Genomic DNA, 22,167 nt, shown 5'->3' with positions numbered 1-22,167 from the left:
GGGCTTGGGAATCCGGGCCGGCGACTCCTGGGAACGTGACCCCCTCGTGCCTTTACAAGACGATGACACCTTGTGAACGCTTCACAAGCACGGCCATGGGCTAGGCCGGCGACGACCTGGGCGTGGCAGACGGTGCCGCCTCGGGCGGCTGCTCACGCCGGTCTCAGACGGCTCGCACGGCAGGGTGATCAGTTGACGACGGCCGGATCAGGTACGCCGGGTGAACCGAATCCGCCCACCCGGAAGTCGCTCATAGCCGTAGTTGGGGTCGTGGATCCGGCGATGATCGCTCGGACACAACAAGACCATGTTGGCCAGGTCGGTTCGACCGCCTTCGGACCACGGTTTCAGGTGATGGGCCTCGGTCCAGGCTGCCGGTGCGTCGCAGTCCTCGGCTTGGCAGCACTTGTCCCGTAACCGAAGTGCTCGGTGTTGGATCGGATACGCCAACCTCGCGGTCCTGCCGAGGTCGAGGATCTCGGAGTCGGTGCCCAGCACGACGGGGACGAGGTCGGCGTTGCAGGCCATCCGGCGGGCCTCGGCGGCGGTGATCTTCTCGCCGTCGAACCCCAGGGCCGCGGTGCCGAGGTCCTTGCGGAGGTCTTTCACGCTCATCGTGATGAACACCGTGGTGCCGTGGCCACCGTGGCGGGGCAGTTGGTCGACGTCGTAGGTCTCGACCACCCGGGCAAACGCCTGGCCCAGCAGCCGGTCATAGGGGGCTTTGCGGCCACGGTTCTCGGCCGAGAGCTTCCTCGGCTGAGCCAGCGAGTCCAGCAGGGTCCGGAGCCGCATCCCGACCGCGCGGGAAACGCGGGCGTGGATGTCGATGGTGCCGTCGCCGTTGTCACGGGACTGGAAGAACGTACGCCGCTGCGCGTGCTCCTCCTCCCGCTGCAGCGCTTCGGCTTCAGCGGCTTCGAACCGCTCGGGGTCGATCTCGGCCAGGATCCGGCGCCCGACGATCTTCAACTCGTTCGCCGTCAACCGGGTCGCGTAGTCGACCAGGAGCTTCTCGGCCAGGATCAGGTCCTCGCCGCTGGCAACGGGGTCGTTCTCGATGGCGTCGAGGGCATGGGTGATCACCCGGGCTTTGTCCTGGGACACCACACCATCGGCGAGACCAGCAGCAACAAGCTCGTACTTCGCGACACCTGCGGCGAGCTTGATCTGGGAGCGGGCCACGGCCTGGTCGACCAGGAGCTCGGTCCGCATCCACCCGGAGGCGTCCTTGGCACCGGTCTCCTCGGCGACATCACCAGCTGTGGCCAGCACCCGCAGCTTCAACGCGGCCTGCTGAGCCTGGAGCTTCTCGAGCCGCTCCAGCAGGTCCTTCTTCTGTCCGGTCCGCCAGTAGGCGGGATCGGTGGCGAGAAGGTCGTAGAGGGCGGTCTCGATGGCGGTGAGGGCTGCGTCGATCAGGTCGCCGGGGCCAGTTCCCCAGGGGTCGATCTCGCGCCCGAGACTCATCGCCATCCCTCCCTTCAAAGAGGTGTTGTGAGGGGTCCGATTCTACTCCTCAAACACCTCCAGGACCAACCATTTATGCAGGTCAGGCGCCATTTCGCGGTGAGCGAACGACCTCAAACCTGTGGATGGTAAGTGGCCCGAAGGGCCACCCTTCCGCCCCAGCAACCCTCACCCTTCCCAGGCAAGAGTCCGCTGCGCCACACCCGGGCCGCCGCCCCGATAGCCAGCCAAGTCTTTTCTCGATCTGGTCCGGAGTCCAGGACCGCGAAGCGGCCGGCGAAGCCGGCGCCCGAAGGGCGTCCTTGACGCCGGTCCAGATCGAGAAGACCCTCAAAGAACGGGTCGGCGGCCCACCCCAACCAAGAAGTACGGTCGTAACCATGGGTATCCCAACAGCAGACCGCGAAGACTTCCTGACCCAGCCCCTGATAGCAGCACTCTCAGCAAGCCGAGAGAACGGAAGAGCACCACTGACAGTGCCGATCTGGTAGGACTACACCCCCGGCGGCGACGTCTGGTTCGTCACCGGAAAGGACTCGCTGAAGACCAGACTGATCCGCACCGCAGGACGCTGCACGCTGATGGTCGAACGCCTCGAACCGACAGTCAGGTACGTGTCAGTCGAAGGGCCGGTGCAGATCGCGGATGCCGCCGAGGGCGAAGCAGAAGCGATGGCCCGACGGTACCTACCTCCCGAGGCAGCCGACGCCTACCTGGCGCAGGCGGCGAACTTTCCGCCCGAGGTGACGATCCGGCTCACGCCGGAGCACTGGATCTCGGCCGACCTCGGCTCGCTGTGACCTCGCCGTGAAGAAGGCTCACCGAGCCACGAGCTGACCCTTCTCGGCCAGCTGTCGCCTGACCGCGAGGGCCGCGGCCCGGCCGGCCCGGCTGGCTCCGATGGTGCTCGCGGAGGGACCGTAGCCGACGAGCTGGACACGCGGGTCGTACGCAGCGGTGACGGCGGTCTGGACGTCGGCGGAGTCGCGCAGCAGCGGGATCCCTCCGTGCGAGCTGCGCAGATGAAGCGGAGCGAGGTGGGTGACGGCGGGGCGGAACCCGGTGGCCCACAGGATCGCGTCGACACGCTCGAAAGTCCCCGAATCCCATCGGAGCCCGTCAGGCTCGATCCGCGCAAACATCGGCAGCCGGCGCTCGTAGACCCCGAGCCGCGCGGCCTCCTGCTCCTGCGGCCGCAGCGAGAGACCGGTGACGCTGACGACACTCGCCGGCGGCAGGCCGGCCTCGACCCGCTCGGCCACCAACGCCACCGCCTCGCGCCCACGCTCGGCGTCGAAGTCGGAGCGCCAGACCGGCTCACGCCGGGTCACCCAGAGTACGTCGGTGATCGGCGCGAGCTCGCCGAGGAACTGAACCGCCGAGGCTCCTCCACCGACCACCGCGACCCGTGAACCCCGGAAATGCGCGGCACCCGGATAGTCGTGGGTGTGCACCTGCTCCCCGAGGAAGGTCGAGGCCCCCGGGTAGTGCGGGACGAACGGTCGCGTCCAGGTGCCGGTCGCGTTGACCAGGGTCCGGGTGAACCAGGTCCGCCCGTCGGCCGAGTGCACCGCGAGCAGCTCCCCGACCGAGGTCACCGAGGTGACCTTCACCGGGCGCTCCACCGGCAGGTCGTGCAAGGACTCATAGGTCCCGAACCATCCGGGCACGGCGACGTTGGCCCGTTCCCCCGACTCCCCCGGCGCCCGCCCGTCCGGCAGGTCGGCGACGCCGTGCACGTCGTGCATGGTGAGCGAGTCCCAGCGGTGCTGCCAGGCGCCTCCGGGGCGCCGCTCGGCGTCGAGCACGACGTGGCGTACGCCCAGCCGACTGAGGTGGTAGGACGCCGACAAACCGGCTTGGCCGGCACCGATCACCACTGATTCGTAGCTCTCCACAGACACGTCAACAACGCGCCGGAAAAATTCCATACCCACGGAATGCTGCGGGAACACGTTCTACTTGACTACCCTCGACTGAGACTCGGGATCGGGAGGTCGGACACGATGGATCAGACACCATGACAGCGACCGAGGCGCTTCGCGAGGTCCCACGACTCGTGCCCGGCGACCGTGGCCTCCCCTGGATCGGCCGGCTGCTGGACTACTCCCGCGACCCGGTCGGCTTCTATCGGCACCAGTGGGAGACGTACGGCCCGGTGTCGCCGTTCTTCCGGGCCGGCGAGGCCGGTGTGGTCGCGCTCGGACCGGACGCGTGCGAGGCGGTGCTGCGCAACAAGGACAAGGCCTTCGCCAACGGACCGGCCTGGGGGCAGATCGTCGGCCCATTCTTCGACCGCGGCCTGATGCTGCTCGACTTCGAGGAGCACCACGCCCATCGCCGCATCATGCAGGAGGCCTTCACCCGGGACCGGCTCGCCACCTACACCACCGCGATGCATCCGGCGATCGCGCAGGGCATGCGCGGGTGGGCCAACGCTCCGGCGTTCCAGGCCTATCCGCGGCTCAAGCAGCTCACCCTCGACATCGCCGCGGACATCTTCATGGGTGGTGCGGCCGAGACCAGCCGGGCCGAGATGGACCGGGTCAACAAGGCGTTCATCGCCTGCGTGCAGGCGGCGGCCGGTGTCGTACGTGGCGATGTGCCGATGACTCGCTGGGGCCGGGCGTTCCGCGGCCGCAAGGTGCTGGAGGGCTTCCTGCGTCACTACCTGCCCGCCAAACGGGCGACCGCGAGCGACGACATCTTCTCGGTGCTGTGCCACATCGAGACCGACGACGGCGAGCGGTTCAGCGACGAGGACGTCGTCAACCACATGATCTTCCTGATGATGGCCGCGCACGACACCTCGACCATCACCTCCTCGACGATGCTCCAGTACCTCGGCCAGCATCCACAGTGGCAGCAGCGCTGCCGCGAGGAGTCCCTCGCGCTCGGCGAGGCGCCGACGATGCAGGAGATCGAGAGCCTCACCAGCCTGGACCTGGTGATGAGGGAGGCGCTGCGGCTGCGCGCCCCGGTGCCGGCGCTGATCCGGCGTACGGTCAAGGAGACCCGCCTCCTCGGCGTCCGCATCCCGGCCGACACCGGCGTGATGGTCGGGGTCCAGTTCAGCCACATGATGGAGGAGTACTGGACCAACCCGAGCGTCTTCGACCCCGAGCGCTTCGCGCCGCACCGGCGCGAGGACAAGAGCCACCGGATGGCGTGGGAGCCGTTCGGCGGCGGGGTGCACAAGTGCATCGGCCTCTACTTCGCCGGCCTGGAGGTCAAGTCGATCCTGCACCGGCTCCTGCGCGAGTACCGGTGGAGCGTCTCCCCCGGCTACCGCGCGCCCCTGGACAACAGCTCGCTGCCGTTTCCGAAGGACGGCAACCCCATCCATCTGACCCGGATCTGAGGAGATCGATGACCACGAAGACAACGGAGACCGCGAGCGTACGTCCCGGCTGGATCGACGAGGCACGGCTCGCCTCCTGGACCCGCTGGGTGGCCTGCGCGGTCTCCGGAGGTGACGGCACGCTGACCGCGACCGCGCCGTACGACGCCCGGCCGACCGCCCCGGTGCCGTCGGTGACCGCAGCGGACGTCGCCGAGGCCGCCGCGGCGGCGCGGGCGGCCCAGCCCGACTGGGCCACGCTGGCCTTCGCGGACCGCGCCGAGGTCATGCTCCGCTTCCACGACCTGCTGGTCGAGCGTCAGGACGAGGTGCTCGACCTCATCCAGTGGGAGATGGGCAAGGCCCGCTTCCACGCCTGGCAGGAGATCCTCCAGGTCGGCACGATCGCCCGTCACTACGCCCGGCGCGGTCCGGCGTACCTGGCCGACAAGCGGGTCCGCGGGGCGATCCCCGGCATCACTTCCGTGAAGGAGGTGCGGGTGCCGAAGAAGGTCGTCGGGATCATCTCGCCGTGGAACTACCCGCTCTATCTCGGGGTCGGCGACGCCATCCCGGCGCTTCTCGCCGGGGCGGCCGTGATCAGCAAGGCCGACCCGCAGGCGCCGTTGACGCTGCTGTGGGCCCGGGCACTGATGGCCGAGGCCGGGCTGCCCGAGCACGTCTGGCAGGTCGTCACCGGACCGGGCGCGGCCACCGGTGAGGCGGTCATCGACAACGTCGACTACATCGCCTTCACCGGCTCCACGGCCACCGGACGGATCGTGGCCCAGCGGGCCGCGGGCCGGCTGATCGGCGCCTCCCTCGAGCTCGGTGGGAAGAACCCGCTCATCGTCCGCCGCGACGCCGACCTCGCCCAGGCCGCTCGCGGCACGGTGATGGCGGCCTTCGCCAACACCGGCCAGATGTGCGTCCACATCGAGCGCGTGGTGGTGCACGAGGACGTCTACGACGCCTTCCGCCAGGCGCTGGTCGCCGAGACGGAGAGCCAGGTGGTCGGGCAGGCCTTCGACTACTCGGCCGACGTCGGGTCGCTGGCCTCGCAGGCGCAGCTCGACAAGATCACCGCCCACGTCACCGACGCGGTCGCGAAGGGCGCGACCGTCCTGGCCGGTGGCGAGCCGCTCGCCGAGGTCGGTCCGTACGCCTTCGCCCCGACCGTCCTGGAGGGCGTCACTTCCGAGATGGACCTGTGTCTCGGTGAGACCTTCGGCCCGGTCGTCGCGCTCTATCGCGCCGACAGCGACGAGGAGGCCGTCCGGATCGCCAACCAGGGCGAGGCCGGGCTCTCGGCGAGCGTGTTCAGCAAGAACGTACGCGAGGCCGACATGATCGCTCGCCGCATCCGCGCGGGCGCGGTGAACATCAACGACGGCGCCGCCCTGGCGGCCGGGAGCATCGAGGCCGGGATGGGCGGCATGGGGTCGAGCGGCCTGGGCAGAAGACACGGCGCCGACGGGATCCGGAAGTTCACCGACGCCCAGACCGTCGCGGCGTCCCGAATGGGCCCGATCGGGCCGTTCAAGGGCCAGACGATCGAGAAGTTCGTGAAGCTCGGCAACGGGCAGCTCAAGGCGCTGCGGAAGCTGGGTGCCCGATGAGCGCGCCGACCGAGACGCAGCCCGGCGAGCACAACCTGGCGGTGCTGGCCGAGGGGTCCTACGCCCGCCACGGCGATCACCCGATGGTCTTCTTCGAGGGCACCTGGCACTCGTCCAAGGAGATCGCCGAGCGGTCCGCGCGGGTCGCCGGCGGCCTGCGCGAGCTCGGGATCGAGCCCGGCGACCGGGTCGTGGTGCTCACCATGAACACGCCGGAGGTCTTCGTCAGCTACCGCGCCCTGTGGCGGCTCGGCGCGGTGGTGACCCCGGTGATCTTCCTGCAGACCCCGCCAGAGCTGCGACACATCCTGGAGGACTCCGGGGCCGCGGCGGCCATCGTCACGCCCGAGCTGCTTCCGCTGGTGCAGGCTGCCGGCGAGGGTCTCGATCTCACCGTCGTCGTGGCCGGGGACGTCCCTGAGGGAACGGATGCGGTGGCGTACGAGAGCCTGGAGACCGCTGACCCGATCGACATCGCCCCCCGCGGTGACGACGACCTCGCGGCGCTGCTCTACACCGGCGGCACCACCGGGCGGGCCAAGGGCGTCATGCTCAGCCACCGCGGGCTGTGGGAGTCGGGGCACGCCCTCCACCGGGTCGGGGAGAGCCAGGGCACGACACGGTGGCTGCTGCCGCTGCCGCTCTCCCACGCGTACGGCCTGATCGTGGTGATCAGCGGCATGCACTCGTCGCGTCCGCAGAGCTCGGTGCTGCAGCGCTGGTTCGACGCCAAGGGGTGGCTCGAGCTCGCCCAGGAGCACCGGGTCGAGTCGAGCACGGTGGTCCCGTCGATGCTGCAGATGCTGCTCGACCAGCCCTACCAGGACTACGACCTGAGCTCGCTGCGCTCCTTCGGCAGCGGTGGCGCACCGCTGCTGCCGGCGCTACGGGAGAAGGCCGAGGAGGCCTTCGGCGTGACCATCCTGGAGGGCTACGGCTGCACGGAGTCGAGCGCGGTCATCGCCGCCTCGACGATCGAGGAGTCGCGGCCCGGCAGCGTCGGCAAACCGCTCGCGCACGCCGAGGTGATCATCGCCGGGCCGTCCGGTGAGCCGGTGCCGACCGGCGAGGAGGGCGAGATCTGGGTGCGTGGCCCCGGGGTGATGCAGGGCTACTGGAACGACCCGGCGCAGACCGCCACCACTGTCGTCGACGGCTGGCTGCACACCGGCGACATCGGCCACTTCGACGACGACGGCTACCTCTACGTCGACGACCGGATCAAGGACCTGATCATCCGGGGCGGCTTCAACGTCTTCCCCCGCGACGTCGAGGACGCGCTCCTCGCCCACGAGGCGGTCACCGCCGCCGCGGTGGTCGGGCGCCCGGACGCTCATAAGGGCGAGGAGGTGGTCGCGGCCGTCGCCCTCCATCCCGGCGCACGCACCACCCCCGAGGAGCTGATCGCCTTCGTCAAGACGCGGCTCGCGCCGCACAAGTACCCCCGCGAGGTGCTCATCCTCGACGCCGTCCCCGTCACCAGCGTGGGCAAGACAGACAGAAAAGCCGTACGCAGCTTGGTCCGCGCGACCGAAGGAGAGTCATGACACGCCAGATCGAGGGAACCGCCGTCATCGTCACCGGAGGCGCCCGTGGCATCGGCCGCGCCACGGTCGAGCGGCTGGCCCGCGCCGGGGCGTCGGTCGCCGTCGGCGACCTGGACCCGGACCTGCTCGAGGAAGTGACCGCCGAGTTCGGGTCGCGGGTGATGGCCGCACATCTCGACGTCACCGACCCCGCCTCCTGGCGTACGTTCCTCGAATCCGTCGAGGACCTGGGGCCGTGGGACGTGCTGGTCAACAACGCCGGGATCATGCCGCTCGGGTCGGTGCTGAAGGAGGAGGACGCGCTCACCCGGGCGATCTTCGAGGTCAACGTGCACGGCCCGATCAACGGGATCAAGGCGGTCGCGCCGGCGATGGTCGAGCGGGGCCAGGGCCACATCGTCAACGTCTCCTCGGCGGTCGGCCGGGTGCCGGTGCCGGACGCGGCGACCTACTCGGCCTCGAAGTTCGCCGTGGTCGGCTTCTCGGAGGCGCTGCGGATGGAGCTGGCACCCTCCGGGGTCGACGTCTCGCTCATCCTGCCGGCGGTGGTGCAGACCGAGCTCGCCGACGGGGTGCCGCAGGCGAAGGGGATGAAGCCGGTCACTCCCGAGGACGTCGCGGCCGCGATCGAGTCGGTCATCCGCGAACCGCGGCCCGAGGTCTGGGTGCCCAACTGGACCCAGGCCCTGACCAAGATCACCCAGGCGATGCCGCGCCGGTTCCAGGACTTCGTCGACCGTGCCACCAACGCGTCGCAACTGCTCGCGGGCGTGGACCCGGCGGCGCGGGCGGCGTACGAGAAGCGGGTGCGGCGCAACGTACGTTAGAGGCGGATTGGCCCAGGAGACGAGGGGCTGATTGGCCGGGCGCGGAGGGTCCCGCTCTCACTAGCGTCGGGAGTGTGAAGAACGACGGACTCTCCGTGCCCCAGGGCGCGGCTCTCACCCTCGGTGCGGTGCTCGGCACCGGTGTCATCTCCCTGCCCGCGCTGGCGGCGAGCGAGGCCGGACCGGCCTCGCTCGTGGCCTGGCTGGCCCTGATCGTGCTCTCGGTGCCGCTGGCGGCGACCTTCGCCGCGCTGGGGGCGCGGCATCCCGACGGCGGCGGGGTGGCGACGTACGCACGGCTCGCCTTCAACCAGCACGTCGCGACGATGGTCGGCTGGGCGTTCTACCTGACGATCGGCGTGGGGGCGCCGGTCGCGGCTGGGTTCGGAGGGGCGTACGTCGCCGACGCCTTCGGCGGGGGCCGAGGCATGTCGCTGGCGGCGACGGCGGCGATCATCGTGCTGGTCACCGCGATGAACTGGTTCGGGATCAAGGTGTCCGGGGGCGTGCAGCTGGCGATCGCCGGGGCCATCGCGGTGCTGCTCGCGGTAGCGGTCGTGGTGGCGCTGCCGCACGCCGAGCTGGAACGGCTGACACCGTTCGTGCCGCACGGATGGGGTTCGGTCGGCACCGCGGCGGCGATGCTGGTGTGGGCGTTCGCGGGGTGGGAGATCCTGTCCTCGCTCTCGGCCGACTACCGCGACCCGGCGCGGGACATCCGCCGGGCGACGTTCCTGGCGCTCGGGGTGGTGACGGTGCTCTACCTCGGGATCGCGTTTGCGACGGTCGCCTCGCTCGACTCCACGTCCGGTGCCGCGCCACTGGCGGACCTGCTCGTCCTGGGCTTCGGGGAGCCCGCGCGACCGGTGACCGCCGTCGTGGCGGTGCTGCTGACCGTGGGGGCGATCAACGCCTACTTCGCCGGGGGCTCCCGGCTGGGAGCCTCGCTGGCCCGCGAGGGTGCGCTGCCCCGGTTCCTGGCCGACCGCCAGTCCGCCATCCCGCGCCGCTCGCTGCTCGCCATCTGTGCCGTGGCGCTCGGCTCCCTCGCGGTCATCTGGGTCGCCGGCGCCTCGACCGATGCCCTCCTCCTGATGGCCTCGGGGACCTTCTCCCTGCTGTACGTGGTGGGTGCCGCCGCCGCCCTGCGGCTGCTCCCGCGTGGCACCGGGTCGTGGTGGGCGGCGGTCTGCTCGATGGTCGCGGCGCTGGTGCTGCTGGGTCTGACCGGCGCCCATCTGCTAGGCCCGGTGATCTGCGGCGGAGCCGGTCTGGTGTGGTCGCTGGTCCGCTCCCGACGAGCGTCGTCACGTCCAGCCCGCGAGCTCGCCCAGACGCTGGAGCCCGTGCGGGAGGCTGTCTGTCCGGACGGCTCCGTAGCCTAGGAAGAGCCCGTCGCGTCCAGGCAGCAGGCGATGAGCGGCGATCGTGTCCAGCGCCAGCCCCTGGGCCGCGGCACGCTCGGGCAGGTCGTCAGGGAGCTCGGCGTAGGCGGACAGGTGCAGCCCGGCGGCCGATGGGAGCACCTCGACCGGCCACGTGGAGAGGGTCTCCAGGAGGAGCGAGCGGCGCTCGGCGTACGTCTTGGACGCCTTGCGCACGTGACGGGCGAGGAGGCCCTCCTCCAGGAAGCGGGCCAGGGCGGCCTGTGGCTGGACGGGGCCGAAGCCGTCGCCGAGCTGCTTGGCGGCCAGGAGGCTGTCGACGAGGGAGCCCGGGGCGACCAGGTAGCCGGTGCGCAGGCTCGGCAGCAGCGACTTGGAGAAGGTGCCGACGTAGATCACCCGGCCCTGGTCGTCGAGGGCGTGCAGCGGCTCGAGGGGCCGCTCGGTGAACCGGAACTCGCTGTCGTAGTCGTCCTCCACGATGCCCGCGTCGTGCGTGTTCGCGAAGTCGAGCAGGGCTCGGCGGCGTGGGAGGGAGAGGCGTACGCCGAGCGGGAACTGGTGGCTCGGGGTCGTGTAGACGAGCCGGGCCTGCTCCGGGATCTCCTCGACGACCAGCCCTTCCTCGTCGACCGGGACCGGCACGACCCGGGCGCCGTGAGAGGCGAAGAGGTCGATCGCGGACGGGTAGCCGGGATCCTCGACGGCGACGACGTCGCCCGGCTCCAGCAGGACGCGGGCGATGAGATCGAGCGCCTGCTGGGTGCCGCTGGTGACCACGATCTGCCCCGGGTCGGCCCGTACCCCGCGGCGGTAGGCGACCGTGTGCGCCAGTGCCTCGCGCAGCCTCGGCAGACCGGCGGGCGAGGCGTACGTGCCGGGACTGTGGCCGCGCAGCCGCGACTCGGCCGCGAGGATCCGCCGCCAGGTGTCGAACGGGAAGAGCTCGGCATCGGGGATCCCCACCCGCAGGTCGTACGCCGGCACCGCCGCCTCCGCGCTCGTCGGCCGTGGCGCCCAGCGCCAGCCCGGGCGCGCGGTCAGCGACCCGGGGGCATGGTCCTTTCGCTGCCGCGTGGTCTCGGCGACGTACGTCCCCGCGCCCACGCGCGACTCCAGGAACCCCTCCGCGACCAGCCGCTCATAGACCGTGGCGACCGTGTTCCGGGAGATGCCGAGGTCCTTGGCCAGCGCCCGACTCGCGGGGAGCCGGTCGCCCGCCTTCAACCTGCCGTCGCCGAGCGCGTCACGCAGCGCCTGATAGAGCGACGCGGATCGTACTGCGCGGTCGGTCAGGTCAAGCGCGAGGTCCACAGCGGGATTGGACCACACCTGGGCGCCGAGCGCGCGTGGGTTTCAGGACAGCCGGCGCACATCAGGGATTGGTCGGCAGTCCGAGGCGGGTGATGATCTCCTCGGCGGTCTCAGCCGCGGACAGGCGGGTGTTGTCGATCACGGTGTGCGGGAAGTGCAGAGGGAACGGCATCTCCGGGCCGGTCGAGAGCGCATGGCGCTCGTTCCAGTCCACGGCGTTTGCCCTCGCCCACTCGGTGTCGCGCTTGGACGGCTTCGCGGCCAGCCGCTCGGGGGTGCCCTCGCGGCTCAGACGGGTCGGCATGTCGGCGTACAGCTCGACGCAGTCGACCTTCCCTCCCGCCTCGACCACGGGAGCAACCAGCTTGGTGACGGCCTGCGCGTCCTCGGGGAGCTCGAGCGCCCAGACATAGGTGAAGATGAGGCCGGGGAGATCGGAGGCCACCGCCTCCTCGATCACCCGTCGCCGGAACTCGGCCTTGAGCACCCCGAATGACGGCATCTCCCAGTCGAAGACCTCCAGCAGCGGCTCGATCGTGGCGTGGTTGTGGAAGAGACGGTACGGCGTGCGTGCTGCGATCTCCCGGCCCACGCTCATCTTGCCGACCGCCGGTGGGCCGAAGAGGTTGATGAGATGCATGGGCTCAGTGTGGCCGCTGAGTGTCGGTGGTCGCGACTAGGTTTGTCCCCATGAGCCAACCACATGGCTTCGGGCTCCGCTTCAGCGACACATCCCAGTCGTTGGCGCGGTTCAGCGACCCGACACGTACGTGGTTCGCGGCTGCCTTCGCTGCCCCGACCGCGGCTCAGGCCGGTGCCTGGGAGGCGATCGGGGCGGGGCGCAACGCGCTGGTGGTCGCGCCCACCGGGTCGGGGAAGACACTGAGTGCGTTCCTGTGGTCGATCGACAAGCTGCTGAGCGAGCCGGTGCCGGAGAAGAAGCAGCGGTGCCGGGTGCTCTACATCTCCCCGCTCAAGGCGCTCGGTGTGGACGTGGAGCGCAACCTGCGAAGCCCGCTGGTCGGGATCCGGCAGACCGCCGAGCGGCTGGGCGTGGAGGCGCCCGAGGTGCGTGTCGGGGTGCGGTCCGGCGACACGACCGCGGCCGACCGGCGCAAGCTGACCACCACTCCCCCGGACATCCTGATCACCACGCCCGAGTCGCTCTTCCTGATGCTCACCAGCCAGGCCCGCGAGACGCTGCGCAGCGTGGAGACGGTGATCGTCGACGAGGTCCACGCGGTCGCGGCGACCAAGCGCGGCTCCCACCTGGCGCTGACCCTGGAGCGCCTCGACGCGCTCCTGGACGAGCCGGCCCAGCGGATCGGGCTCTCCGCGACCGTGCGTCCCCTGGAAGAGGTCGCGCGCTACCTCGGCGGCGCCCAGCCCGTCGAGATCGTCGCGCCACCCGCCGAGAAGCGCTGGGACCTCAGCGTCGTCGTTCCGGTCGAGGACATGACCGCGCCGAGCGCCTACGGCGAGGAGGAGGACGACGATCCGCAGCGGGCCTCCTCGATCTGGCCCCACGTCGAGGAGCACGTCGCCGACCTGGTCACCGCCCACCGCTCCACCATCGTCTTCGCCAACTCGCGCCGGATCGCGGAGCGGCTGACCGCACGGCTCAACGAGATCGCCTCCGACCGGGTCTTCCAGGCCGGTCCGCCGCCCGCGCAGGTGATGGCGCAGTCGGGGCAGTCGCACGGCGCGGCTCAGGTGATCGCGAAGGCTCACCACGGCAGCGTGTCGAAGGAGCAGCGCGCCCTGATCGAGGACGATCTCAAGTCCGGCCGGCTGCCGGCGGTGGTCGCGACCTCCAGCCTCGAGCTCGGCATCGACATGGGTGCGGTCGACCTCGTCGTCCAGATCGAGTCGCCGCCCAGCGTCGCCTCCGCTCTCCAGCGCGTCGGACGAGCCGGTCACCAGGTCGGCGAGGTGTCCCGCGGCGTGCTCTTTCCGAAGCACCGCGGCGACCTCGCCCAGACCGCGGTCAGTGTGCAGCGGATGCGGCAGGGCCTGATCGAGTCGATGAGCCTCCCGGCCAATCCACTCGACGTACTCGCCCAGCAGATCGTCGCCGCCACGGCGCTGGACACCTGGGACGTCGACGAGCTCTTCACGCTGGTCAGGAGGACGGCGTCGTACGCAACCCTCCCCCGCTCCGCCTACGACGCCACCCTCGACCTGCTCGCCGGGCGCTATCCGAGCGAGGAGTTCGCCGAGCTGCGGCCGCGCATCGTGTGGGACCGGGTCGCCGGGACAGTGACCGGGCGTCCGGGAGCGCAGCGGCTGGCCGTCACCAGCGGTGGCACCATCCCCGACCGCGGGCTCTTCGGCGTCTACCTCGTCGGCGAAGGCACCGGAAGGCGCGTCGGCGAGCTCGATGAGGAGATGGTCTACGAGTCCCGGGTCGGCGACGTCTTCGCCCTCGGCGCGACGAGCTGGCGGATCGAGGACATCACCCACGACCGGGTGCTGGTGACCCCGGCTCCAGGCATCCCCGGACGCCTGCCGTTCTGGAAGGGCGACTCGCTCGGCCGGCCCGCCGAGCTCGGCGAAGCCGTCGGCGCCTACACCCGCGAGCTCGCCGCGCTGCCTGCGAAGAAGGCCGAGGCGCGAGCGCAGGAGGACGGCCTCGATGCCTACGCCGCCGCCAATCTGGTCACCTACCTGCACGAACAGGCCGAGGCGACCAACGTCCTCCCCTCCGACAGCAACATCGTCGTCGAGCGCTTCCGCGACGAGCTGGGCGACTGGCGGCTGGTGGTCCACTCCCCCTACGGCCGCCCGGTCCACGCACCGTGGGCGCTGGCGATCAACGCGCGGATCCGGGAGCGCTACGGCGTCGACGGGCAGGCGATCGACAGCGACGACGGCATCGTGATCCGGCTGCCCGACACCGATGCCGAGGCGCCGACCGGCGAGATCATCGTCTTCGAGCCCGACGAGATCGAAGACCTGGTCACCACCGAGGTCGGCGGGTCGGCCCTGTTCGCCAGCCGCTTCCGGGAGTGCGCGGCGCGGGCCCTGCTCCTGCCCCGCCGCGACCCCGGCCGCCGCTCGCCGCTGTGGCAGCAGCGCCAGCGCTCCGCCGCCCTGCTCGAGGTCGCCTCGCAATACCCGAGCTTCCCGATCATTCTCGAGGCCGTACGCGAGTGCCTCCGCGACGTCTACGACCTCCCTTCCCTCGTCGGCCTCCTGCGGCGCATCGAGCGCCGCGAGATCTCGATCGTCGACGTCGCCACCCCGACCCCCTCGCCCTACGCCCAGTCACTCCTCTTCGGATACGTCGCCCAGTTCCTCTACGAGGGCGACTCGCCCCTCGCCGAGCGCCGCGCCGCCGCCCTCACCCTCGATCAGGGCCTCCTCGCCGAGCTGCTCGGCCGCNGGTTGTTGCAGCGTGGTCATCGAACCGGTCACCTCCCGACGTACGAACTCTCCACACCCGCGCACGCGGATGTGTNCGTACGCGGCGAGCTCGCCGAGCTCAAGACCACCGTCAACACCATGGTCGACCAGCTCTCCGCCTTCGCCGACGAGGTCACCCGCGTCGCCCGCGAGGTCGGCACCGAGGGCATGCTGGGCGGCCAGGCCGAGGTGCCGGGTGTGGGCGGCCGGTGGAAGGACCTCACCGACTCCGTCAACTCGATGGCGACCAACCTGACCAACCAGGTCCGCAACATCGCCCAGGTCACCACCGCGGTGGCCGGCGGCGACCTGTCCCAGAAGATCACCGTCGACGTACGCGGCGAGCTCGCCGAGCTCAAGACCACCGTCAACACCATGGTCGACCAGCTCTCCGCCTTCGCCGACGAGGTCACCCGCGTCGCCCGCGAGGTCGGTGGCGAGGGTCAGCTCGGTGGCCAGGCCGCGGTGCCCGGCGTCTCCGGCACCTGGCGCGACCTGACCGACTCGGTGAACTTCATGGCCGGCACGCTGACCGCCCAAGTGCGAAACATCGCCCAGGTGACGACGGCGGTGGCGCGGGGCGACCTGAGCCGGCAGATCACCGTCGACGCCCGCGGCGAGATCCTCGAGCTCAAGTCGACCATCAACACCATGGTCGACCAGCTCTCCTCCTTCGCCGCCGAGGTCACCCGCGTCGCCCGCGAGGTCGGCACCGAAGGCAAGCTCGGCGGCCAGGCCGACGTGCACGACGTCTCGGGCACCTGGAAGGACCTCACCGACTCGGTCAACTCGATGGCCTCCAACCTGACCTCCCAGGTCCGCAACATCGCCCAGGTCACCACCGCCGTCGCCCGAGGCGACCTGACCCAGAAGATCACCGTCGACGCCCGCGGCGAGATCCTCGAGCTCAAGTCGACCATCAACACCATGGTCGACCAGCTCGGCTCGTTCGCCGACGAGGTCACCCGTGTGGCCCGCGAGGTCGGCACCGAGGGCGCGCTCGGCGGCCAGGCCCAGGTGCCCGGTGTCGCCGGCACCTGGCGCGACCTGACCGTCTCGGTCAACTCGATGGCCTCCAACCTGACCAACCAGGTCCGCAGCATCGCCCAGGTCTCCAAGGCGGTCTCGCAGGGCGACCTGTCGCAGAAGATCTCCATCGAGGCCCGCGGTGAGGTCGCCGCCCTGGCCGGCACCCTCAACGCGATGGTCGACACGCTGCGCACCTTCGCCGACGAGGTGACCCGTGTCGCCCGCGAGGTCGGCACCGAGGGATCGCTGGGCGGTCAGGCCCACGTACGCGGCGTGGCCGGCACCTGGAAGGACCTCACCGACTCGGTGAACTCGATGGCCTCCAACCTGACCTCCCAGGTCCGCAACATCGCCCAGGTCACCACCGCGGTGGCCCGAGGCGACCTGACCCAGAAGATCACCGTCGACGCCCGAGGCGAGATCCTCGAGCTCAAGTCCACCGTCAACACCATGGTCGACCAGCTCTCCTCCTTCGCCGACGAGGTCACCCGCGTGGCCCGCGAGGTCGGCACCGAGGGCCAGCTCGGCGGACAGGCAGAGGTCGCCGACGTCTCCGGCACCTGGCGCGGACTGACGGAGAACGTCAACCAGCTCGCGAGCACGCTGACCACCCAGCTCCGCGCGATCGCCGAGGTCTCCGCGGCGGTGACTCAGGGCGACCTGAGCCGGCAGATCACCGTCGGGGCCGCGGGCGAGGTGGCCGATCTGAAGGACAACCTCAACGAGATGATCGACTCGCTGCGGGAGACCACCAGGGCCAACGAGGACCAGGACTGGCTCAAGACCAACCTGGCCCGGTTCACCGGCCACATGCAGGGCGGCCGGGACCTGCTCGAGGTCGCCCGGCTGATCGTCTCCGAGCTCACCCCGCTGGTCGGCGCCCAGCAGGGCTCGATCTTCCTCACCGACCAGACCTCCGAGCACAGCGGCCCCAAGGTCCTGCGCCGGATCGCCTCCTACGGCTACCAGCCGGGACCCGACGTCCCCGACGTCTTCGCCCTCGGCGAGGGCCTGGTCGGGCAGGCGGCCTACGACCGCCAGCCGATCATCGTGCGCGACGTTCCCGCGGCCTTCCTGCGGATCTCCTCGGGACACGGATCGGCGGCACCGACCTCGATCGTGGTGCTCCCGGTGGTCTTCGAGGAGAAGGTGATCGGCGTCGTCGAGCTCGCCTCCTTCCGGCCGTTCAGCGCCGTCCACATGCAGTTCCTCGAGCAGCTCGCCGAGTCGATCGGGGTCTCGCTCAACGCGATCATGGCCAGCTCGCGCACCGAGGAGCTGCTGGTGGAGTCGCAGCGCCTCGCCGCTGAGCTGCAGGACAAGCAGGACGAGGGCGAACGTCAGCAGGTGGAGCTGCAGCAGACCAACGCCGCCCTCGAGGAGAAGGCGCGCCAGCTCGCCGACCAGAACCAGGCGATCGAGATCAAGAACCTCGAGATCGAGGACGCCCGGCGTGGCCTGGAGGAGCGCGCCGAGCAGCTCGCCCTCTCGTCGCGCTACAAGTCCGAGTTCCTGGCCAACATGTCGCACGAGCTGCGTACGCCGCTCAACTCGCTGCTCATCCTGGCCCGGCTGCTCTCCGACAACGTCGACGGCAACCTCAACTCCCGCCAGGTGGAGTACTCCCGCACCATCCACGGCGCCGGCACCGACCTCCTCCAGCTGATCAATGACATCCTCGACCTGTCCAAGGTCGAGGCGGGGAAGATGGACGTCCACGTCACCGACGTCGCCGTGACCTCGGTGGTCGAGTACGTCGAGGCGACCTTCCGGCCGCTGACCGCCGAGAAGGACCTCGACTTCATCGTCGGTGTCGACCCCGACGTACCCCGGGTGCTGCGCTCGGACCAGCACCGTCTGCAGCAGGTCCTGCGCAACCTGCTCTCCAACGCGGTGAAGTTCACAGACAGCGGCGGCGTCCGGCTGCTGATCCGCAACGCCTCTGGTGAGCGCTTCTCGACACCCAGCCTGCAGCAGGCCGATGCCGTGCTGGCATTCTCGGTGGTCGACACCGGCATCGGCATCCCGCCGGAGAAGCTGAAGGTCATCTTCGAGGCGTTCCAGCAGGCCGACGGCACGATCAGCCGCAAGTTCGGCGGCACCGGCCTCGGCCTGTCGATCAGCCGCGAGGTCGCCCACCTCATCGGCGGCGAGATCCAGGTCAAGAGCGACCCCGGACACGGGAGCTCCTTCACGCTGTACGTCCCCAGGATCAGCGCCGGGACGATCGACGCCCAGACCCCGACACCTGTCATCGGCGAGCAGGTCTCATCGCTTCGGGCTCCGCTTCCACAGGACGCGGCCGACCGGGGCGCTGACCAGGTCCTGCTGGTTCTCAGCGGCGGTGGTGACGAGTCCGGCCCCGGCACCAGTGCCGTCGTGGAGGCCCTGTTCGGCTCGGTCGACGAGGTCGAGACGGTCTTCGGCACATCGCCCGACGAGGCTCAGACGGTCCTCGCAGACCGCGAGGTCGACTGTGTGGTCCTGGACCTGCCGCTGACGGAGGGTGGCTTCGACGTGCTCCGCTGGATGCGCACCCACAAGCGCACCAAGAACATCCCTGTCGTGCTGAGTAGGGTCGGCGAGATGACCAAGGCTCAGCAGAGCCGACTGGACAGGTACGCCCAGGCGATGACCCTCAAGACGCCGGCAACCACCGAGGAGGCGATCGACGACGTGAGCGTGCTGCTGGGCCGTCCCGGGGTGCAGCCCCCCGGGACGTACGTCCCCGAGCCGGCCGATCCGAACGGCCAGTTCGTCGGTCGCAGGATCCTGATCGTCGACGACGACGTACGCAACGTCTTCGCGCTCACCAGCGCGCTCGAGCAGCACGGCATCGACGTCCTCTACGCGGAGTCCGGGGAGGCCGGGATCGAGGCTCTCCAGCGGGAGCCGGGCGTCGACCTGGTGCTGATGGACATCATGATGCCGGGCATGGACGGCCTGACCGCGATGCGCCTGATCCGCGACATCCCGCAGTTCAAGAGCCTGCCGATGATCGCGCTGACCGCGAAGGCGATGACCGGTGACCGCGAGGACAGCCTCGCCGCGGGTGCCTCGGAGTACATCACCAAACCGGTCGACGTCGCCGACCTGCTCTCGCTGTTCCGGTTGTGGTTGGCATGAGCGAGCGTCAGGGGACGACGGCGAAGATCCTGCTGGTCGACGACCGTGCCGCCAATCTGGTCGCGCTCGAGGCGATCCTCGGCTCGCTCAACGAGACTCTCGTCCGCGCGGGGTCTGGCGAGGACGCCCTGCGCGCCCTGCTCCACGACGACTTCGCGCTGATCCTGCTCGACGCGCAGATGCCGGGGATGGACGGCTTCGAGACGGCCACCCGCATCAAGGCGCGGGAGCGCACCAAGGACGTGCCGATCATCTTCCTGACCGCCAACGACTTCGACACCCACCTCGCCTATCGCGGCTACGCGACCGGCGCCGCCGACTTCCTCGCCAAACCGTTCGACCCGTGGCTGCTGCGGGCGAAGGTGCAGGTCTTCGTCGACCTCTGGCACGCCAGCCGCAAGCTCAGCACCCAGGCAGACCTGCTGCGCCGGTCCCTGGACCAGCGAGCCACCCAGCCCGGCCGGGTCGACGTCGACGTGGTCACCGACCTCCGCTCCCGGCTCGCGGGGGTGGAGGAGGCGGTGGCCGAGCTCGACACGGGCGGCGACATCGGCCTGGGCGGCGATGCCCGCCGGCGCCTCGGAAAGCGGCTCGAGGATCTCAGGCAGGCGCTCGACGCACTGGGGTGATCAGACCAGAAGGGGTCAGATCCGTGCACGGTAGGCCGCGAGGATCTGCTCCGCCTTCTCCTTGTCGGCGTCCTGCAGCGGGATGAGCAGCTCGGCGACCACGTCGGTCAGCTCGGCGACGCGCCGGTTGAGCTGACGCTGCTCCTGCACCTCGGCCTCGAGCGCCTCGATGCGGCGCACCAGCGAGGCACGCGTACGGGCGGCGTCGCGGGCACCGCGAGCGATGTTCTTGATGCCGGATTCGTCGGACATGTCAGTTTCCTTCTGCACGGTTGAGGGATGGCCAGGAGGCGCGCAGCCGCGCGACGCCGGGCAGCGGGTTGCCGAGCATGTCCTGGCCTTCGTTGATCCCGAGGTGCTCGACCACACCGCCGGCCGCCTCGATCTCGGCCTGGACGAGGGCGGGGTCGACGCGGCGCACGAGGCCTTCGGGCTGCGGCTCGGGAAGGTCCTCGCCGGTGACCGCGAACTCGAGGTAGAGCTTGCCGCCGCCGGGACGCAGCGCCATCTTCGCCAGGGTCCAGAGCTGGCTCCGCGCCGCACCGTCGAGGCAGCCGATCAGGTCGCGGGCGTAGAGATGGTGTGGGTCGCGAGCCAGCCGCGCACCCAGCGTCAGCGTCGAACGCAGCTCGCCGAGGATGAGCTGTTCGGAGACCAGCGGGAGCTTGTGGCGCTCGGCCCTGCGGCGTACGGCGGCCACCGCGGCGCGGGAGAAGTCCACCGAATGCACCTGGTGTCCCTTGCGGGCGAAGAAGCGACCGTCACGCCCGATCGCGCCGGAGCCGATGTCGACCACCTTCGCGTCCTCGGGCAGCTGCCTCTGGACCCACGCACCGAACGCCGACTGCTTGCTCTCGAGCTCGCTCCCGCGGGTGTTGTGGAACTCGGTCCAGGACCCCATGTCGGTGCGGAAGCCACGCAGCCAGCCGTCCAGACGACGTACGCCGGCCGGCGGGTCGGCGTACTTGAACGACGGGTCCGGGGTGCGCCACTTCGGGCCGTAGATGAAGGCCAGCATCTCCTCGGGCTCGGCGGGAGCCGGGAAGTCATAGCCGTGCAGGTTGATCGTCGAGACCGGCACGATCGCCTCGCGGCGCAGACGGCCGGAGCGGTTGCCGAGCTGGTAGAAGACCGGCTCGCCGTCCTTGTCGGGCACGTAGAACGCCACGAAGATGTCGATGTGCACCTTGCGGCCGTCCGAGACCTGGTGCAGCACCTTGATGTCGCCGCCCGACATCCGCAGGACGCTCCAGCCGCGCTCGCGCATGGTGCGCTCGATGGCGTACGACTCGGAGATGATCTCGGCGGGGACGGTGTGCTTGGAGAGGTAGCAGACGTCGGTGTCGGAGTCGTGGCCGAGCATCCGGCCCTCACGGATCGCGCCGAGGAGCGCGCCGTAGTTGAGGTAGGCCTCGACGCCGACCACGTCGCGTAGGTCGGCGAGGACACGCTGGGTGCCGTCGAGGATCTCCTCGCGGATCTTTTCGTCGGTGGCCTCGAAGGAGCGGGTCAGGTGGCCGACCTTGTCGACGCTGAGCGGGTTGCCGCCGCCGTCGACGATCGAGATGCTGCCCTCACCGGAGCCGAGGACGACCTTGTCCTCGAAGAGCACCTCGCCCTCGTAGTCGGCGATGGTGATCGTCGCGGTGCCGTCCAGGAACCGGGTGAGCACGGTGGGCCACGGCACCATGGTGCCCCCGTCGACCGGGTGGCCGTCGCGCTCGGGAGTGAGGGACCAGACGTACTGGCCGTCGACGGAGAGAATCAGAACCGGCGTCGAGGAGTCCCGGACGAGGACCCCTTCGTCGGAGATCTCGAACTGTCCGCCAGGAGTGGGGGCACTGCCGGTCACGAGACCTGGGCATCCTCTCGCGCGATGGCCTTCCGCAGAGCGGTGCTGCTGGTCTGGAGCGTGTAGGGGAAGTAGACGACCTCGACACCGACCGACGCCATCTTCTTCTCGAGCGCGTCGCCCTTCTCGGTGCCCTTCCAGTCATCACCCTTGAAGAGGTGGGTGAACCCGACCTCGCGCCAGGAGTCGACCTTGTCGGTGGTGCGCTCGGCGTAGACCGCGTCCACGATCCCGATCGCCTCGACGATCTCCAGCCTCTCGACGAGCGGGACGGTCGGGATGATCCCCTTCGTCGTCTCGCAGACCTCGTCGGAGACCACACCCGCGATCAACGTGTCGCAGCGCTCTCGCGCCTGGCGCAGCATGTTGAGGTGACCGATGTGGAAGAGATCGAACACGCCAGGTACGTAACCGATGATCGGTCCCATGCCCACGCTTCCTCCAAGTGTTTGTCGATTAGTTTGGGCGACTTTACACCCTGCTCCCCCACGACCCCGATATGAGGCCAGTATCCATACCACCTTGCGCATCCCCGCAATCACCAACGCGACACGCGGGTGTGCACAGGAAGCCCGGCGACCTTACACGAAGATGAACGGCGCGTGGCCATCAATGGCGGAGCGG

Annotated in this window: 14 protein-coding genes and 2 pseudogenes; 9 read left to right on the top strand and 7 right to left on the bottom strand. The window is 70.0% G+C overall.

What is annotated here, in order from left to right:
- Positions 1–207: 207 nt before the first annotated feature.
- Positions 208–1,470 (bottom strand): DUF222 domain-containing protein, encoded by a 1,263-nt coding sequence (locus ACFX43_RS24615; protein ID WP_378836761.1) that lies wholly within the window; start codon positions 1,468–1,470, stop codon positions 208–210.
- 524 nt (positions 1,471–1,994) lie between these two features.
- Here ACFX43_RS24615 and ACFX43_RS24610 point away from each other — a divergent pair.
- Positions 1,995–2,270, top strand: a pseudogene (locus ACFX43_RS24610) (pyridoxamine 5-phosphate oxidase); the annotation flags it as partial.
- An 18-nt stretch (positions 2,271–2,288) separates the two neighbouring features.
- Here ACFX43_RS24610 and ACFX43_RS24605 read toward each other — a convergent pair.
- Positions 2,289–3,374, bottom strand: a complete 1,086-nt coding sequence (locus ACFX43_RS24605; protein ID WP_378836759.1) for an NAD(P)-binding domain-containing protein — start codon at positions 3,372–3,374, stop codon at positions 2,289–2,291.
- 116 nt (positions 3,375–3,490) lie between these two features.
- Here ACFX43_RS24605 and ACFX43_RS24600 point away from each other — a divergent pair, with 116 nt between their 5' ends.
- From ACFX43_RS24600 to ACFX43_RS24580, 5 genes are all read left to right on the top strand, one after another.
- Positions 3,491–4,831: a cytochrome P450 gene (locus ACFX43_RS24600; RefSeq protein ID WP_378836756.1), complete on the top strand. Its 1,341-nt coding sequence runs from the start codon at positions 3,491–3,493 to the stop codon at positions 4,829–4,831.
- An 8-nt stretch (positions 4,832–4,839) separates the two neighbouring features.
- Entirely contained in the window at positions 4,840–6,429 is a 1,590-nt protein-coding gene (locus tag ACFX43_RS24595; protein ID WP_378836753.1) for a succinic semialdehyde dehydrogenase, read from the top strand.
- Positions 6,426–7,976 (top strand): class I adenylate-forming enzyme family protein, encoded by a 1,551-nt coding sequence (locus ACFX43_RS24590; RefSeq protein ID WP_378836749.1) that lies wholly within the window; start codon positions 6,426–6,428, stop codon positions 7,974–7,976. Before ACFX43_RS24595 ends, ACFX43_RS24590 begins: the two co-directional genes overlap by 4 nt.
- Positions 7,973–8,803: an SDR family oxidoreductase gene (locus tag ACFX43_RS24585; RefSeq protein ID WP_378836747.1), complete on the top strand. Its 831-nt coding sequence runs from the start codon at positions 7,973–7,975 to the stop codon at positions 8,801–8,803. Before ACFX43_RS24590 ends, ACFX43_RS24585 begins: the two co-directional genes overlap by 4 nt.
- 74 nt (positions 8,804–8,877) lie before the next feature.
- Positions 8,878–10,188: an APC family permease gene (locus ACFX43_RS24580; RefSeq protein WP_378836744.1), complete on the top strand. Its 1,311-nt coding sequence runs from the start codon at positions 8,878–8,880 to the stop codon at positions 10,186–10,188.
- On the opposite strand, the gene ACFX43_RS24575 is transcribed toward ACFX43_RS24580, so the two are convergent.
- Both ACFX43_RS24575 and ACFX43_RS24570 read right to left on the bottom strand, forming a co-directional pair.
- Positions 10,111–11,502 carry a PLP-dependent aminotransferase family protein gene (locus ACFX43_RS24575; RefSeq protein ID WP_378836741.1) on the bottom strand — a complete coding sequence of 464 codons (1,392 nt, stop codon included), beginning with the start codon at positions 11,500–11,502 and terminating at the stop codon, positions 10,111–10,113. The genes ACFX43_RS24580 and ACFX43_RS24575 overlap by 78 nt on opposite strands.
- Positions 11,503–11,563: 61 nt before the next feature.
- Positions 11,564–12,142, bottom strand: coding sequence for an AAA family ATPase (locus ACFX43_RS24570; RefSeq protein ID WP_378836738.1), 579 nt, complete (start codon positions 12,140–12,142; stop codon positions 11,564–11,566).
- A 50-nt stretch (positions 12,143–12,192) separates the two neighbouring features.
- On the opposite strand from ACFX43_RS24570, the pseudogene ACFX43_RS24565 reads away from it, so the two are divergent.
- From ACFX43_RS24565 to ACFX43_RS24555, 3 genes and pseudogenes are all read left to right on the top strand, one after another.
- A pseudogene (locus tag ACFX43_RS24565) lies at positions 12,193–14,898 on the top strand (DEAD/DEAH box helicase); the annotation flags it as partial.
- Positions 14,899–15,006: 108 nt separating this feature from the next.
- Positions 15,007–19,062, top strand: a complete 4,056-nt coding sequence (locus ACFX43_RS24560; RefSeq protein WP_378841111.1) for a HAMP domain-containing protein — start codon at positions 15,007–15,009, stop codon at positions 19,060–19,062.
- Positions 19,059–19,691, top strand: coding sequence for a two-component system response regulator (locus tag ACFX43_RS24555; protein ID WP_378816126.1), 633 nt, complete (start codon positions 19,059–19,061; stop codon positions 19,689–19,691). Before ACFX43_RS24560 ends, ACFX43_RS24555 begins: the two co-directional genes overlap by 4 nt.
- Positions 19,692–19,706: 15 nt before the next feature.
- Here the strand turns inward: ACFX43_RS24555 and ACFX43_RS24550 are convergent, their stop codons facing one another.
- The 3 genes from ACFX43_RS24550 to ACFX43_RS24540 are packed head-to-tail and all read right to left on the bottom strand — an operon-like array spanning position 19,707 to position 21,971.
- Entirely contained in the window at positions 19,707–19,943 is a 237-nt protein-coding gene (locus ACFX43_RS24550; protein WP_378816123.1) for a DUF6752 domain-containing protein, read from the bottom strand.
- 1 nt (position 19,944) lies between these two features.
- Positions 19,945–21,543 carry a class I SAM-dependent methyltransferase gene (locus ACFX43_RS24545; RefSeq protein ID WP_378816120.1) on the bottom strand — a complete coding sequence of 533 codons (1,599 nt, stop codon included), beginning with the start codon at positions 21,541–21,543 and terminating at the stop codon, positions 19,945–19,947.
- Positions 21,540–21,971 (bottom strand): adenylyltransferase/cytidyltransferase family protein, encoded by a 432-nt coding sequence (locus ACFX43_RS24540; protein WP_350660472.1) that lies wholly within the window; start codon positions 21,969–21,971, stop codon positions 21,540–21,542. The genes ACFX43_RS24545 and ACFX43_RS24540 overlap by 4 nt, the downstream gene beginning before the upstream one ends.
- Positions 21,972–22,167 lie beyond the last annotated feature (196 nt).

This window comes from Nocardioides sp. YIM B13467 (assembly GCF_042788075.1).
Lineage (GTDB): Bacteria > Actinomycetota > Actinomycetes > Propionibacteriales > Nocardioidaceae > Nocardioides.
Note: the sequence above shows the minus strand (reverse complement) of the source record. Positions and strands in the feature narration are given on the sequence as shown.